This window comes from Microbacterium sp. EST19A, from assembly GCF_019969685.1.
Taxonomy (GTDB): domain Bacteria; phylum Actinomycetota; class Actinomycetes; order Actinomycetales; family Microbacteriaceae; genus Microbacterium.
In genome coordinates this window covers 156,642-170,278 of record NZ_JAHXYZ010000005.1, presented here as the reverse complement: position 1 = coordinate 170,278, position 13,637 = coordinate 156,642, and the positions used below count along the sequence as shown (strand labels likewise).

The window sequence follows — 13,637 nt, the reverse complement described above, 5'->3', positions numbered from 1 at the left end:
GCGCCGGCATCCTCGGCGATCTTCGCCTGCTCGGCGGTGACGACGTCCATGATGACGCCGCCCTTGAGCATCTCGGCGAGGCCGCGCTTGACGCGCGAGGATCCGGTCGTGGGGAGGTCGGTCATGAGGGGGCTCCTGTCGAGTGCACCACTGCTGTCGGTCACACAGCGTCTTGATTGATCTAGGCCAAACATAGCACTGTCCGATACGACCTAGAATCAAGGAGCCATGAGCGACGAGATCACAGGAACCACGGCGTCCGACATCGCCGACAGCGTGCGCGGACTCCGCGACCGCGGCATCCTGCGTCCGGGGAGCGCGCTACCCCCGGTCCGCGAGCTCGCGGTGCGCCTGGGCGTCAACCGGAACACCGCCGTCGCCGCGTATCGACAGCTCGCGCAGGCGGGTCTGGTCGTCTCACGGGGCCGCGCCGGCACCGTGCTCGCCGGACACGAGTCCGTCCCTCAGGAGGGCTACGCCGCCGACACCGTGCTGCGCGACGTGGGGACCGGCAACCCCGACCCGCGTCTCATCCCCGATCCCTCCCCCGCACTGATGAACATCGCGAGCAGGCCGGTTCTCTACGGCGAGCCCGTGATCGATCGTGGTCTCGACGAGTGGGCGCGGAACTGGATCGCCTCGGACCTCGATGTGGATTTCCGCGTCACCGTCACGAGCGGTGCCGTCGATGCCGTCGAGCGCCTCCTCGCCCAGGCACTGACTCGCGACGATGCCGTCGCTCTCGAGGACCCGTGCTTCCTCGCCAGCATCCACACCGTGCGACTCGGCGGGTACCGCGCGGTCGCCGTCCCTGTGGACGACCAGGGCATGACGGTGGACGGACTCCGCGCAGCGCTCGACGCCGGCATCCGCGCGGTCATCTGCACTCCGCGCGCCCAGAATCCGACCGGCGCGAGCCTCACCGCCGAGCGCGCCGCCGAGCTCCGCGCGGTGCTGGCCGATCATCCGTACGTGCTGATCATCGAGGACGACCACTTCTCGATGCTCTCGCAGCGCCCCTACGAGTCGCTCATCGGGCCGGGGCATCGTCGATTCGCCCTGGTGCGCTCGGTGTCGAAGTTCCTCGGCCCCGACATGTGCCTCGCGATCGCCGCGACGGATGCCGAGACCGCCGACCGGCTGGCGATGCGGTTGAGCCCTGGCACGACGTGGGTGAGTCATCTGCTGCAGCGCCTCGCCCTCACGCAGCTCACGGATGAGACCGTGACGGCCGAGGTCGCCGCCGCCGCCGCACACTACGCCGAACGCAACACCGCGTTCGCAGCGCGTCTGCGCGCGCACGGCATCGAGGCACCGGCATCCGATGGCCTCAGCCTCTGGGTGGAACTCCCCCAGCCCGCGCGGACCGTCACCGAGCGCCTCATGCGCCGGGGCTGGCTCGCCCGCACCGGGGACGAGTTCGCGCTCGATGACCGCGCCGAACCCTCGTACCACCTGCGACTCACCGTGCACGATCTCGACGACGACGATGCTGCGACCCTCGTCGACGACCTCGTCGCCGCCGTCCGATGATCACCCGCTGCGGGCACGTGTCCGCCTTGAATGAAAGGATCGGAGAATGAAGATCCTCTCCATCCAGTCCGCCGTCGCCTACGGTCACGTCGGCAACTCCGCCGCGGTGTTCCCGCTGCAGCGCATCGGCGTCGAGGTGCTGCCCGTCTACACGGTGAACTTCTCCAACCACACCGGCTACGGCGCCTGGCGCGGGCCCCTGATCGCACCCGACGACGTCCGCGAGGTCATCACGGGCATCGAGGAGCGCGGCGTCTTCGGACAGGTCGATGCCGTGCTCAGCGGCTATCAGGGCGGCGAGGGCATCGGCGACGTCATCATCGACGCCGTCGCTCGCGTCAAGGCGGCGAACCCGAACGCCGTCTACGCCTGTGATCCGGTGATGGGCAACGCGAAGTCCGGATGCTTCGTCGCGCCCGCCATCCCGGTCCTGCTGCGGGAGCGCGTCGTCCCGGTGGCCGACATCATCACCCCGAACCAGTTCGAGCTGGGCTTCCTCACCGAGACCGACCCCGACACGCTCGAGTCGACCCTCGCGTCGGCCGACCTGGCGCGGGCGATGGGTCCCCGCACGATCCTCGTCACGAGCGTCGAGCGCCCCGATCGCGAAGAGGGCACGATCGAGATGCTCGTCGTCGACGACGCCGGCGCCTGGATCGTGCAGACACCGCACCTGCCGATGAAGGCGAACGGCTCCGGCGATGTGACGGCCGCCCTGTTCACGGCCCACTACGTCGAGACCGGCAGCGCGCAGACCGCACTCGAGCGCACGGCATCCAGCGTCTACGACCTGCTCAAGGCCACCCTGGAGTCCGGTGAGCGCGAGCTGCAGCTCGTCGAGGCCCAGGAGTTCTACGCGAACCCTCGGATGCAGTTCACCGCGCGACAGGTCCGCTAGCGCGGAGGCCAGGCGCTCGCCACGGCTTCGCGCACTTCGCCGAGCAGCTGAGGCAGCGCCTTGGTCTTGGCGATGATCGGGAAGAAGTTCGCGTCCGACGTCCACCGCGGCACCACGTGCTGGTGCAGGTGGCCGTCGACGCCGGCGCCCGCGACGGCGCCCTGGTTCATGCCGAGGTTGAATCCGTCGCAGCGCGACACCTCGCGCAGCACGCGCATGCCGATCTGCGTGAGCGCGCCGATCTCGGCGACCTCTTCGGGCGTCGCCTGGTCGTACGTCGCGATGTGACGGTACGGGCACACCAGCAGGTGCCCCGAGTTGTACGGGAACAGGTTCAGGAGGACGTAGGCCGTCTCGCCGCGCGCGACGATCAGCCGCTCGGCATCGGGATGCTTCGGCGCCTCGCAGAACGGGCACTCCTCGCGCAGCGGCTCGGGCCCCGCCTGGATGTACGCCATCCGGTGCGGGGTCCAGAGCCGCTGGAACTCGTCGGGTACGCCCGCGAACAGTCCGCCGTCCTCCGCCGAGGTCACACCAGATCCCCCGCCGAGTGCACGAGGGCGTGCGAGTCGATGGCCGCGCGGATGCGGGCGACGGCATCCGCGATCGGGACGCCGTTCTCCTGCGTGCCGTCGCGGTAGCGGAACGAGACGGTGCCCGCGGCGCGGTCCTGCTCGCCCGCGATCAGCAGCAGCGGGACCTTGCCGGTCGTGTGCGTGCGGATCTTCTTCTGCATCCGGTCGTCGGACGAGTCGAGCTCGGCGCGCACGCCCGAGTCGCGGAGCGTCGTGATGATCTCGCCGAGATAGTCGGCGTAGTCCTCGGCGACCGGGATGCCGACGACCTGCACGGGCGACAGCCACACCGGGAAGTCGCCGGCGTAGTGCTCGAGCAGGATCGCGAAGAACCGCTCGATCGAGCCGAACAGCGCGCGGTGGATCATGATCGGGCGCTTCTTCTGCCCGTCCTTGTCCATGAATTCGAGGTCGAAGCGCTCGGGCAGGTTTGGGTCGACCTGCACGGTCGACAGCTGCCAGGTGCGGCCGATCGCGTCGCGCGTCTTCAGGTCGATCTTCGGACCGTAGAACGCGGCCTCGCCGGGCACCTCGGTGAGCTTCAGACCGGATGCCACAGCGACGCGGCGCAGGGCATCGGTCGACGACTCCCAGAACTCGTCCGAGCCGATCCACTTCGACTTCTCGTCGTCCTTCATCGACAGCTCGAGCTCGAAGTCGGTCAGACCGAAGTCGCGCAGCATCGAGAGGATGAAGTCGAGGACCTTGGCGACCTCGACCTCGAGCTGGTCGGGCGTGACGAAGAGGTGCGAGTCGTCCTGGGTGAAGCCCCGCACACGGGTGAGGCCGTGCAGCGCACCGGACAGCTCGTTGCGGTAGACGGTGCCGTTCTCGGCCAGCCGCAGCGGCAGGTCGCGGTAGCTGCGTGCACGCTCCTTGTAGATGAGGATATGCATCGGGCAGTTCATGGGCTTCAGGTAGTAGTCCTGGCCCTGCTTGGTGATGTTGCCCTCGTCGTCGCGCTCCTCGTCCATGACGATGGGCGGGAACATGCCCTCTTTGTACGTCACGAGGTGGTTCGAGGTGAGGAAGAGGTCTTCCTTCGAGATGTGCGGGGTGTACACGTAGGTGTAGCCGCCCTCGATGTGGCGCTTGCGGGCGTGCTGCTCCATCTCACCGCGGATCATGCCACCGCGCGGGTGCCAGACCGACAGACCGGAGCCGATCTCCTCGGGGAACGAGAAGAGGTCGAGCTCCTTGCCGAGGCGACGGTGATCGCGCTTCGCAGCCTCTTCCAGGCGGTGCTGGTAGGCGCGCAGCTCGTCCTTCGTCGGCCAGGCCGTCCCGTAGATCCGCTGCAGCTGCGGGTTCTTCTCGCTGCCGCGCCAGTACGCCGCGGCGATACGGGTCAGATCCCAGCCGTTGCCGATCATGCGGGTGTTCGGCAGGTGCGGTCCGCGGCAGAGGTCCTTCCAGACGACCTCGCCGTCACGCGTGGTGTTGTCGTAGATGGTGAGCTCGCCCTCGCCGACCTCGACCGAGGCGCCCTCGGCGACTTCCTTGCCCGGTCCCTTGAGGCCGATGAGCTCGAGCTTGAACGGCTCGTCGGCCAGTTCGGCGCGAGCCTCGTCATCCGTCACGACGCGGCGGACGAAGCGCTGTCCTTCGCGGACTATGCGCTGCATCTCCTTCGTGACGGCCTTGATGTCTTCCGGGGTGAACGGGGTCTCCACACCGAAGTCGTAGTAGAAGCCGTCGGTGATGGGCGGGCCGATGCCGAGGTTCGCCTGCGGGTTGATGCGCTGCACCGCCTGCGCGAGCACGTGGGCCGCGGAGTGGCGGAGGATGTTCAGCCCGTCGGTGCTGTCGATCGTGACCGGCTCGACCTCGTCGGCATCCGTCACGGTCGTGGCGAGATCCTTGAGATCGCCGTTGACGCGCATCGCGACGACGTTGCGGTCGGTGAACAGGGCGAAGCCATCGTGCGGCCGGGCGTTTTCAGGCACAGAAACTCTCCATCTGGGTCGGTACCCAGGTTACCGCTCCGCTCAGGCGCTCCGGACCGCTACGCGACGGCGTCCGAGGCCGTCGGAGCAAGGATGATGATCGCCGCGCCGACGAGAGCGACGGCGGATCCGATCCAGTCCCACACGGTCGGCGTGAAGCCGTCGACGATGATCCCCCACGCCAGCGAACCGGCGATGAAGATGCCGCCGTACGAGGCGAGCACTCGGCCGAAGTTCGCATCCGGCTGCAGAGCGGCGATGAAGCCGTAGGCGCCGAGAGCCATCACACCGAGCACGGCGAAGAGCCACCCGCGGTCCTCCTTGACGGCCTGCCAGATGAGCCAGGCACCGCCGATCTCCGCCGCGGCGGCGAGCACGAACAGGATCACGATGCGTGCGACGGTCATCTGCCCAGTGTGGCAGGAGCGCCGTTCAGTCGCGCTGTTCGGCGCCGCGCGACGGGACGACGAGTCCTGATTCGTACGCCTGGATCACGAGCTGCGCACGATCGCCGGCATGGAGCTTCGACATGATGCGGTTCACATGCGTCTTCGCGGTGTGCGGTGAGATCACGAGGTCGTCGGCGATGGCCTGATTCGACGCCCCGCCTGCCACGAGCAGCAGCACCTCGCGCTCCCGCTCCGTGAGCTGCCGCAGCGGCTCGCTCTCCCAGGCGTCGGGCCGGGGATGCTGCGGCAGAACCGAGCGCTCGATCAGCGCTCGGGTCGCGGCCGACGACAGCAGAGCCTCGCCACGATGGATGACCCGCACAGCCTTCACGATGTCCTCCGGCTCGGCACCCTTGCCGATGAACCCGCTTGCGCCTGCACGGAGCGCGGCGATCACGTAGTCGTCCTCCTCGAAGGTGGTCAGGATGAGCACCCGGGTCGTCATCGACAGCGGCGCGCTCATGATCTGCACGGTGGCTTCGATGCCGTCGAGTTCCGGCATCCTGATGTCCATCACGACGACGTCCGGCGTCGATGCGCGCACCGCGGCGACCGCCTCGCGCCCGTTCGCCGCCTCCCCGACCACCTCGATGCCGCCGTCGATGAGGATGTCGCGGACCGCCTGCCGGACCAGCGGCTGATCATCGACGACGAGCACCCGGGTCATCGCGCACCGCCGTCGACGGGTATCCGCACGTCGAGGCGGAACGCGTCGCCGGCTCGGCCGGTCCGCACCTCTCCCCGCACCGCGGCGACCCGCTCACGCAGCCCCCGCAGTCCGTGGCCACCGACGTGCGACACGGCATCCGATTCCGCCGCCGCCGGGTTGACGACGATGAGGTGGAGCGCCCCGTCCGCCGTTCTGAGGCGGACGATCGCGCTGCCGTCTGCTCCGTGCTTGTGCGCGTTCGTCAGCCCCTCGAGGGCCACGAGGTAGGCGACGTGATCACTGGCCGGCGACAGGGTGGGACGGTCGGCGTCATCCTGCAGCTCGACGTGCAGCCCCGCCTCCCGGAACCGGGTGACCAGCTCGTCGAGGCCGGCGAGGCCGACCTGCGGACGGAGGTCGCGGTGGTCGTCCGGATCCTCGGAACGCAGCAGCGCCATCAGTCCGCCGATATCGGCGAGCACGGTGCGAGAGGAACGCCGAATGGTGCTCAAGGCTTCTCGTGCACGCTCCGGACGAGTCTCCAACGACGACGACGCCACGCCCGCGTTGAGGCTGATCACCGAGATCTGGTGCGCGACCACGTCGTGCAGGTCGCGAGCGATGCGGACACGCTCCTCGGCGACGCGCCGCCGTGCTTCCTCCTCACGCCCCTGCTCCGCCCGCTCCGCTCGTTCGGTCATCGCGGAGACGAACTCGCGACGCGACCGGGTCGCATCTCCCAGGGCGGCGGCCAGCGCGATGATGAAGACGAACTGCAGCGCGCGGGCATCGAACAGATCACCGTGGAGCGGGATCGCGTTGCAGAAGAACACGATCGCCGTCGTCGCGCTCACGGTCATGATGCCGACCCGGCGCCCTCGACGATCCACGACGGCGAACGCGCTGATCGCCACCGCGATGAGCCCGCTCGGCGACAGCACCCCCGCGAAGGCCAGGGTCACCGCGCACAGCAGGCAGACGGCGAGCACGACGAGCGGAAGCCGACGACGGAACGGCATCGCGGCTGCGGGGACGAGTGCGACGACGAGCCACCATCCGCTGGCGCGGAATGCCTCATCCGGGAAGGGCGACACGGCGAACAGCACGACGACGACCACGGCGATCACGTCGCCGAGCGGCGCCGCGATTCCTGGAGGACGAGGTGCCGGCATCCCTCCAGTATTCCCCGCGGGCCCGCGTCTCGGATCCCCCGCCCGGATGACCTGCGTGTACTGCGATCGCGGTACACGAGTGTCTGCGGCAGGGCGATGTGGCAGCGGATGCCGGACGGCACGCTGGAGCGAGGACGCACAGCGCGTGCGTCGAGAGAGGTGGGCATGAAGAAGCCTGTGAAGAGAGTGCTCATCGCACTCACGTCCGTCGTCGCTGTGATCGCCGTCGGACTGGCGACGACCACCGTCGGGAACGCGGTGGCCACAGCGGTCGAGCAGGACCGCATCGAGCCGTACGGCCAGACGGTCACGGTAGACGGGCGCGAGATGAACGTCTCGATCACCGGCGATGGCCCGGAGGACATCGTGCTCCTGCCGGGGTTCGGCACCGCATCGCCCGTGCTCGACTTCGAGCCGCTCGTCGCCGACCTCGCGAAGGATCATCGTGTCATCGTGGTCGAGCCGTTCGGCTACGGACTCAGCGACGGCACAGATCGGGCCCGCACCACCGACAACATCGTGACCGAGACGCATGCCGCCCTCCAGGAGCTCGGCGTCGACGACTACATCCTGATGGGACATTCCATCGCTGGCATCTACGGCATCCAGTTCGCGAACCGCTATCCCGATGAGGTGCGGGCGTTCGTCGGGATCGACAGCAGCGTCCCGGGTCAGCCGGGCTCGGACACCGAGTTGCCGGTCGGGCTCTTCGGTGCTGCGAAGAATCTGGGCCTGGTCCGACTCATCGCGTCGTTCCGCGGCACGGGCTACGACGAGTCCGTCTACTCGGCGGAGGCGCAGGAGCAGATCGCCCTGCTCACGAACCGGAACACGCTGAGCCCCACCTACCTGAACGCGATGTCCCTGCTCCACGCGAACTTCGAGGACGCGCTCGACACGAGCTTCCCCGAAGACCTCCCCCTGCTGCTGTTCGTCGTGGCGAACAATCCGAGCGTTCCCACCTGGCTGGCGCTGCACGAGGAGCAGGCCGAGGCCGTGGCGGATGGAACGGTCGTGCCGATCGACGGAGAGCACTATCTCCATCACGCCCACGCGCAGAAGATCGCCGACGAGTTCCGCTCGTGGGAGCGCACGAGGATGCCCGCCGCGGAGTGACGGCGGAACCCACGGGTGAGCTCAGCGCCGGTTGAGCTCGCCCGACCCCGACACGTCCTTCGTGACCAGGGCATCGCCGCCGTAGGAGACGTCGCCGCTGCCGTCGAGGACGACCTCGAGTTCGGCCGTTGCGGTGATGTCGGCGCCGCCCGAGCCATGGATGCCGACGAAGGCACTGGCGCTGCGGAGATCGGCGGCCTCATACTCCCCACTCCCGTTCAGCTCGACGCGCTGCGTGTCCGCCGTCCCATCGATGGTGGCGCCGCCCGAGCCGTCGATGCGCACCGTGAGGTTCTGCACCCGTGCACCCGCCACCGTGACCTCTCCGGAGCCGTCCATCGTGATGTCGGCGTTCGTCGCGTCGATGCCCGCGGCCTCGATGTCGCCCGAGCCGCTCGAGACGATCACGGGCTCGATCGCCCCGGTGAAGTCGACTGTCGCATCGCCGGAGCCGAGCACCGCGATCGATTCCAGCGAGGTCACGGTGAGCTCGTAGGTGATCCGGCCGTTCGGCAGCACCGATTCGCCGGCCATGTCCAGGCGAAGGACGCCGTCTGAGACCTCGGCCGTGAGCCGCTCGATGATCCGCTCTCCGGCGGTCACGGTCAGGGCAGGGGTCGGGCCGACCGAGATCGTCAGATCGCCTTCGGTGCTGAGTTCGACCATGCGGACATCGGCGACGTCGCGCTGCTCGGAGACCAGCGGCCCCGAGTCGAACGACGCGCACCCGCCGAGTGCAGTGGCGGCGGCGACGACGAGAACGGCGGCGGAAGAGGTCAGGAGACGTGAGCGCATGCCCTCAAGGTAGGTATTCGACGAAGCTCGCCGACAGCTACCGGGGTGCCATTGTCGTCTGCCTCCTGGGTATGACTCCGAATGCGCCGAGCAGCCGAACATCACGTAGCGTGAAGGCATGAGAGCAGTCGCCCGATGGATCCTCGCGATCGCCCTCGGCGCGATCGGCATCATGCACTTCCGGTCTACGAGGGGCTTCCGCGTCGTCGTTCCCGATTGGGCCGTGGAGATGACGAAGCTCGACAAGAACGACATCGTCATCGCCTCCGGCGCGGCCGAGATCGCGCTCGCCACCGGCCTGGTCGCTCTCCCTCGCGAGCGTCGCCGGATCGGGTGGGCGACGGCCGCCTTCTTCGTCGCGGTGCTTCCCGGCAACATCCACCAGTGGCGTACGGGCCGCTCGACACCGGGGCTCGACACGGATGCCCGACGCCTCGGCCGTCTCTTCCTGCAGCCCCTGCTCGTGCTCTGGGCGCTCTGGGCGACGAACGACGAGCCGGTCCGCCGGCGCTGACCGACTCTCCGGCGCGGCGCCCCGTTCTGCACCGACGTCGACAAGAATGGGGCGATGGCCTCCCCATCGATCGTCTGGTTCCGCGACGACCTGCGACTGGCGGACAATCCCGCTCTGCGCGCTGCCATCGACCGCGGCGAGCCGATCATCGCGCTGTTCGTGCTCGACGAGGAATCCGAAGGGATCCGCTCTCTCGGCGGTGCGGCGCGGTGGTGGCTGCACCACTCGCTCGCCTCGCTCGCTGAACGGCTTCACGACAAGGGGACGACTCTCGTCCTGCGCCGAGGCGATGCGGACGGCATCGTACGGCAGGTCGTGACGGATGCCGGTGCCGGGGCCGTGTTCTGGAATCGCCGCTACGGGGGTCCGGAACGCGCCGTGGACGCGGGCATCAAATCGGCGCTCCGCGAGGACGGGGTCACCGTCGCCTCCTTCGCCGGGTCACTCCTTCACGAGCCGTGGACGGTGACGACGGGCAGTGGCACGCACTATTCGGTCTTCACGCCGTTCTGGCGGGCCTGTCGCGCACTCCCGGCTCCGCGATCGCCCTTCCCCGAGCCCCGCGAGATAGCGGGAGTGCCGCGACCGCCGGCATCCGACTCCCTCGACGACTGGGAGCTGCTGCCCACCGCTCCGGACTGGGCGGCGGGACTGCGGGAGACCTGGGAACCGGGCGAGCCGGTCGCGCGCCGACGCCTGAAGGAGTTCCTCGAGGACGACCTGCCGAAGTACGATCGCACACGCGACGAGCCTTCCGCCGGCGCCACCTCGCTGATGTCTCCGCGACTGCGCTGGGGAGAGGTGAGCCCCTTCACGGTCTGGCACGAGTCGGTCGGCGTCGACGGCGCGGGCAGATTCCTCTCCGAACTCGGCTGGCGGGAGTTCGCCTGGCACACGCTGTACCACTTCCCCGACCTGGCGACGAAGAACCTCCGGCAGGAGTTCGATGCGTTCCCCTGGCCGCCGCTCGATCCGCCGCAGCTGGATGCCTGGCAGCACGGCGAGACCGGTATCCCCCTGGTGGATGCCGGGATGCGAGAGCTCTGGCACACCGGATACATGCACAACCGCGTGCGGATGGTCACGGCGTCCTTCCTCATCAAGAATCTGCTGATCGACTGGCGTCTCGGCGAGGAATGGTTCTGGGACACGCTGGTCGATGCCGACGAGGCGAACAATCCGTTCAACTGGCAGTGGGTCGCCGGATCCGGTGCGGATGCCGCGCCGTACTTCCGGGTGTTCAACCCTGAGCTGCAGGCGAAGAAGTTCGATCCGCAGAGCGTCTACATCTCCCGGTGGGCGGCCGATGCGCCGAGCGAACCGATCGTCGATCTCGCAGACACCCGGAAGGCCGCGCTCGCCGCGTACGACCAGGTCAAGCGCGGGTCTCGAAGCGACAGGTGACGATCGTGCGCCCCTGGGAGATGCACGACACCGTCGTCATCGGTGCCGGTGTGATCGGCGCATCGATCGCGTACCACCTCGCGGCGCGCGGAGAGCCGGTGACGGTCGTCGATGCGGCGCTTCCCGCATCCGGTGCGACTCGTCATTCCTTCGCCTGGATCAGCAGCGCCGGAGGTCCCGATGGGCCGGCCGTCGGGCTTCGCGATTTCTCCGTGGACGACTGGAGACGGCTCGGTGCGGAGATTCCCGGACTCGAGCTGGTGTGGTCGGGAGCTCTCACGTGGGGCGACGAGTTCGCACGCGCGGAGGCGATCGCCCCACCGATCGACGTCGAGCCACGGCTCTCATATCTGCCCTCGTCCGCCCGATTCAGCCCGGACGAGGGATGGATCGATCCCGTGCGCGTGACGGAGCAGCTGATCGACGCCGCCCGGCATCGCGGGGCGCAGACCCTGTTCGGAGCCGCTGCGCTGCGGCTCATCCGGGACGAGGCCGCGGGACTCGTCGGCGTCGACCTCGGTCACGTGGTGCTGGGAGCGACGAACGTGATCGTCGCGGCGGGAACCGGGTCGGCAGCGCTCTGCCGTTCGGTCGATGTCAGTCTGTCCCTGACATCGTCGCCCGCGGTCATGGTGCGTCTCTCGGCCGCGCCCGGGTTGATCGGACATGTCGTCGCGAACGACGAGTTCGAGGCCAGGCAGGCCCCCGACGGCACGATTCTCATGCCGCGCGGCTACTCAGGAGAGGACTCCGCCGACTCGCTGGCGCAGACGGGCGAGACGGTTCGGCGCCTGCTGGTCGATTCCTTCGAGGATGCCGGTGACGTGCGGGTGCTGAGCGTCGACGTGGGCTGGCGCCCGATGACCGATGATGGCGAGCCCGCGGTCGGCGCGACGCACGTTCCCGGCATCCACGTCGCCGTCGCGCACCCCGGCGTCTGCCTCGCGGCGACGATCGGCCGTCTCGTGGCGGACGAGATCACGACCTCGGCGGCTGCACCGGAGCTGGCTCGCTTTCGGCCATCGCGCTTCGACTGAGTGCAGATGACCCGGTCCCCAGCCGCCGTCCGAGGCGAATCCGAAAGAGCCCATCTCTCCCGAGCGGCTCGAGCTCGGGACAGTGCTCCATGCAGAGCTCGACGATGGCCCGATGCCACGTGCGCACATCGAGATCGACGTTCTCGAGAGTCGCTATCCAGTCTGCGACATCGGCCCGCAGCGCGGGCGCACTGGTCGCGCCGATCAGACGGCCGTGTTCCCGCAGCAGGACCTGCCCGCGACGCCCGAAGATCACGTCGATGGACGCCTGTCGGTCGATCGAGAGCAGCACGAGACGGTTCGAGTCCATCAATCGGTAGGCGGCGTCCGCGATGATGAGGCACGCCGCGACAGAGCTGAGGAAAACGAACGCCACCGCGATGGCGATGACGTAGAACAGCCCGCCTGCAGCGCCGAGCAACAGGGCGAGGGCAGCCGCAACCGAGAACGAGACGATCGTCACCCAGCGAAGAGAACGTGGCAACCATGTCATCAACCACTGCGACGTGAAGCTGATCTCCAGGAGCACGACGAGGTCATCCTTCAGCGAACCGACATGAACCCGCTGCGGACGGGTGCAGGGGACGCGAATCACACGCTCACTCTAGAAGAAGACGGCTCATGGCCGCGCTATGAGAGACACTCAGACCGTGACGCCGCGATCGGCGCGCACCCGGAACCACAGCGTCAGCTCCGCGAGAGCGCGGAGTGTCGTCGAGCGCTCGTCGGCGTGCTCGAGGTCGGCGAAGGAATCGCGGAAACCTTCCGGGGCCTGGTCGCGATCGGCCTGAAGCTTCCGATACCCCATGGTCCAGTCGTCGAAGCGGCGTTCCTCGATGGCCTCGTCCATCAGGATGCGCATGTCGCGGTGACGCGCGTCCTGTCCGATCGTGCGGGCGAGGCGGCGCACGATGTGCGCCGGCCCCTCGAGCACCTGGATGAACCGCTCGCCGCGATACAGCAGCATCCCGGTGATGTCGCGCGAGCCGTTCAGGACTCTTGCCTGATCGAGCAGGTGCGAGAGAGCCGTCTCCCGGAACGGCGCAGACGCGGTGCTCGTGTACACGAGGGAGATCAGTGCGTTGTCCTCGGTGCTCATCGCTGTACCACTCCCTCTTGCTGCTCGTCTTTGCCGGCATCCGCCACGGTCGCGCTCGCCGATGAGGAGACGGCCGCGGTCGCGCCGTCGAGAGTCGCGAAGCCTCCGATCGGGCGCGAGCGCGCGTCGAACGCCGCGTAAGTGCCGTCCGGCTGCCGGTCGACGTAACCGAGGAAATCGCCACTGCGGCTGCCGACATGGAATCCTTCCTCGACGCACGCCCAGAGGACGTCGGAGGAAGCAGGGTGGGGATCGTTCACTCGTGAACACTATGAGACGGAAGCAATATTCTGCTTCCCCCTTGCGCAGCCGAGATCAATTGTGGCAAGCGCTCCAGGCAAGGTTATGAGCTGCCTGAGAGTTTCGCCGCCCGTCGAATTAATCCAATCCGCAGGGGGCCCACCTCCGAACAGCCGCTATGACGCTCTCCCCCTCTGCGCCATTTCTCAC

The 13,637-nt window shown here is 68.3% G+C and carries 15 protein-coding genes and 1 pseudogene; 6 read left to right on the top strand and 10 right to left on the bottom strand.

Annotation, left to right across the window (positions count from 1 at the left end; translation table 11 throughout):
* A pseudogene (locus LC452_RS21190) lies at window positions 1-125 on the bottom strand (pyridoxal 5'-phosphate synthase lyase subunit PdxS); the annotation flags it as partial.
* 103 nt (window positions 126-228) lie between these two features.
* On the opposite strand from LC452_RS21190, the gene LC452_RS21185 reads away from it, so the two are divergent.
* Complete coding sequence (locus tag LC452_RS21185; protein ID WP_223628847.1) at window positions 229-1,533, top strand: aminotransferase class I/II-fold pyridoxal phosphate-dependent enzyme; 1,305 nt, start codon at window positions 229-231, stop codon at window positions 1,531-1,533.
* 46 nt (window positions 1,534-1,579) lie between these two features.
* On the top strand, window positions 1,580-2,431 hold the full coding sequence (gene pdxY, locus LC452_RS21180) for a pyridoxal kinase PdxY (protein ID WP_223628846.1): 852 nt from the start codon (window positions 1,580-1,582) through the stop codon (window positions 2,429-2,431).
* Here pdxY and LC452_RS21175 read toward each other — a convergent pair.
* The 5 genes from LC452_RS21175 to LC452_RS21155 all read right to left on the bottom strand — a co-directional run bounded on the left by LC452_RS21175 (window position 2,428) and on the right by LC452_RS21155 (window position 7,222).
* Window positions 2,428-2,964 carry an HIT domain-containing protein gene (locus tag LC452_RS21175; RefSeq protein ID WP_223628845.1) on the bottom strand — a complete coding sequence of 179 codons (537 nt, stop codon included), beginning with the start codon at window positions 2,962-2,964 and terminating at the stop codon, window positions 2,428-2,430. The two genes, pdxY and LC452_RS21175, sit on opposite strands and share 4 nt — an antisense overlap.
* A complete protein-coding gene (gene thrS, locus LC452_RS21170; RefSeq protein ID WP_223628860.1) occupies window positions 2,961-4,889 on the bottom strand; it encodes a threonine--tRNA ligase in 1,929 nt (642 codons plus the stop codon). Before thrS ends, LC452_RS21175 begins: the two co-directional genes overlap by 4 nt.
* A 122-nt stretch (window positions 4,890-5,011) precedes the next feature.
* Window positions 5,012-5,359 (bottom strand): YnfA family protein, encoded by a 348-nt coding sequence (locus LC452_RS21165; protein WP_223628843.1) that lies wholly within the window; start codon window positions 5,357-5,359, stop codon window positions 5,012-5,014.
* Window positions 5,360-5,384: 25 nt separating this feature from the next.
* A complete protein-coding gene (locus LC452_RS21160; protein WP_223628842.1) occupies window positions 5,385-6,068 on the bottom strand; it encodes a response regulator transcription factor in 684 nt (227 codons plus the stop codon).
* On the bottom strand, window positions 6,065-7,222 hold the full coding sequence (locus LC452_RS21155; protein ID WP_223628841.1) for a sensor histidine kinase: 1,158 nt from the start codon (window positions 7,220-7,222) through the stop codon (window positions 6,065-6,067). The genes LC452_RS21160 and LC452_RS21155 overlap by 4 nt, the downstream gene beginning before the upstream one ends.
* A 165-nt stretch (window positions 7,223-7,387) precedes the next feature.
* On the opposite strand from LC452_RS21155, the gene LC452_RS21150 reads away from it, so the two are divergent.
* Window positions 7,388-8,338 carry an alpha/beta fold hydrolase gene (locus LC452_RS21150; RefSeq protein WP_223628839.1) on the top strand — a complete coding sequence of 317 codons (951 nt, stop codon included), beginning with the start codon at window positions 7,388-7,390 and terminating at the stop codon, window positions 8,336-8,338.
* Window positions 8,339-8,359: 21 nt separating this feature from the next.
* On the opposite strand, the gene LC452_RS21145 is transcribed toward LC452_RS21150, so the two are convergent.
* A complete protein-coding gene (locus LC452_RS21145; RefSeq protein WP_223628837.1) occupies window positions 8,360-9,133 on the bottom strand; it encodes a GIN domain-containing protein in 774 nt (257 codons plus the stop codon).
* A gap of 118 nt (window positions 9,134-9,251) precedes the next feature.
* On the opposite strand from LC452_RS21145, the gene LC452_RS21140 reads away from it, so the two are divergent.
* The 3 genes from LC452_RS21140 to LC452_RS21130 are packed head-to-tail and all read left to right on the top strand — an operon-like array spanning window position 9,252 to window position 12,088.
* A complete protein-coding gene (locus LC452_RS21140; RefSeq protein ID WP_223628836.1) occupies window positions 9,252-9,647 on the top strand; it encodes a hypothetical protein in 396 nt (131 codons plus the stop codon).
* Window positions 9,648-9,701: 54 nt separating this feature from the next.
* A complete protein-coding gene (locus LC452_RS21135) occupies window positions 9,702-11,051 on the top strand; it encodes a deoxyribodipyrimidine photo-lyase (RefSeq protein ID WP_223628835.1) in 1,350 nt (449 codons plus the stop codon).
* Window positions 11,048-12,088: an FAD-binding oxidoreductase gene (locus tag LC452_RS21130; RefSeq protein WP_223628833.1), complete on the top strand. Its 1,041-nt coding sequence runs from the start codon at window positions 11,048-11,050 to the stop codon at window positions 12,086-12,088. The genes LC452_RS21135 and LC452_RS21130 overlap by 4 nt, the downstream gene beginning before the upstream one ends.
* Here LC452_RS21130 and LC452_RS21125 read toward each other — a convergent pair.
* Genes LC452_RS21125 through LC452_RS21115 form a run of 3 tightly spaced genes read right to left on the bottom strand, consistent with a single transcriptional unit; the run spans window position 12,030 to window position 13,447 of the window.
* A complete protein-coding gene (locus LC452_RS21125) occupies window positions 12,030-12,683 on the bottom strand; it encodes a hypothetical protein (RefSeq protein ID WP_223628832.1) in 654 nt (217 codons plus the stop codon). The two genes, LC452_RS21130 and LC452_RS21125, sit on opposite strands and share 59 nt — an antisense overlap.
* Before the next feature lie 48 nt (window positions 12,684-12,731).
* Entirely contained in the window at window positions 12,732-13,187 is a 456-nt protein-coding gene (locus tag LC452_RS21120; RefSeq protein ID WP_223628830.1) for a BLUF domain-containing protein, read from the bottom strand.
* Window positions 13,184-13,447 (bottom strand): hypothetical protein, encoded by a 264-nt coding sequence (locus LC452_RS21115; protein ID WP_223628829.1) that lies wholly within the window; start codon window positions 13,445-13,447, stop codon window positions 13,184-13,186. Before LC452_RS21115 ends, LC452_RS21120 begins: the two co-directional genes overlap by 4 nt.
* Between the last annotated feature and the right edge of the window lie 190 nt (window positions 13,448-13,637).

What these genes read in the sequence shown, in the direction of transcription:
- LC452_RS21165 (WP_223628843.1), bottom strand. Translation starts at nt 5,359, where the DNA reads ATGACCGTCGCACGCATCGTGATCCTGTTCGTGCTCGCCGCCGCGGCG.
- LC452_RS21185 (WP_223628847.1), top strand. Translation starts at nt 229, where the DNA reads ATGAGCGACGAGATCACAGGAACCACGGCGTCCGACATCGCCGACAGC.
- thrS (WP_223628860.1), bottom strand. Translation starts at nt 4,889, where the DNA reads ATGCGCGTCAACGGCGATCTCAAGGATCTCGCCACGACCGTGACGGAT.
- LC452_RS21150 (WP_223628839.1), top strand. Translation starts at nt 7,388, where the DNA reads ATGAAGAAGCCTGTGAAGAGAGTGCTCATCGCACTCACGTCCGTCGTC.
- LC452_RS21135 (WP_223628835.1), top strand. Translation starts at nt 9,702, where the DNA reads ATGGCCTCCCCATCGATCGTCTGGTTCCGCGACGACCTGCGACTGGCG.
- pdxY (WP_223628846.1), top strand. Translation starts at nt 1,580, where the DNA reads ATGAAGATCCTCTCCATCCAGTCCGCCGTCGCCTACGGTCACGTCGGC.
- LC452_RS21120 (WP_223628830.1), bottom strand. Translation starts at nt 13,187, where the DNA reads ATGAGCACCGAGGACAACGCACTGATCTCCCTCGTGTACACGAGCACC.
- LC452_RS21155 (WP_223628841.1), bottom strand. Translation starts at nt 7,222, where the DNA reads ATGCCGGCACCTCGTCCTCCAGGAATCGCGGCGCCGCTCGGCGACGTG.
- LC452_RS21160 (WP_223628842.1), bottom strand. Translation starts at nt 6,068, where the DNA reads ATGACCCGGGTGCTCGTCGTCGATGATCAGCCGCTGGTCCGGCAGGCG.
- LC452_RS21140 (WP_223628836.1), top strand. Translation starts at nt 9,252, where the DNA reads ATGAGAGCAGTCGCCCGATGGATCCTCGCGATCGCCCTCGGCGCGATC.
- LC452_RS21145 (WP_223628837.1), bottom strand. Translation starts at nt 9,133, where the DNA reads ATGCGCTCACGTCTCCTGACCTCTTCCGCCGCCGTTCTCGTCGTCGCC.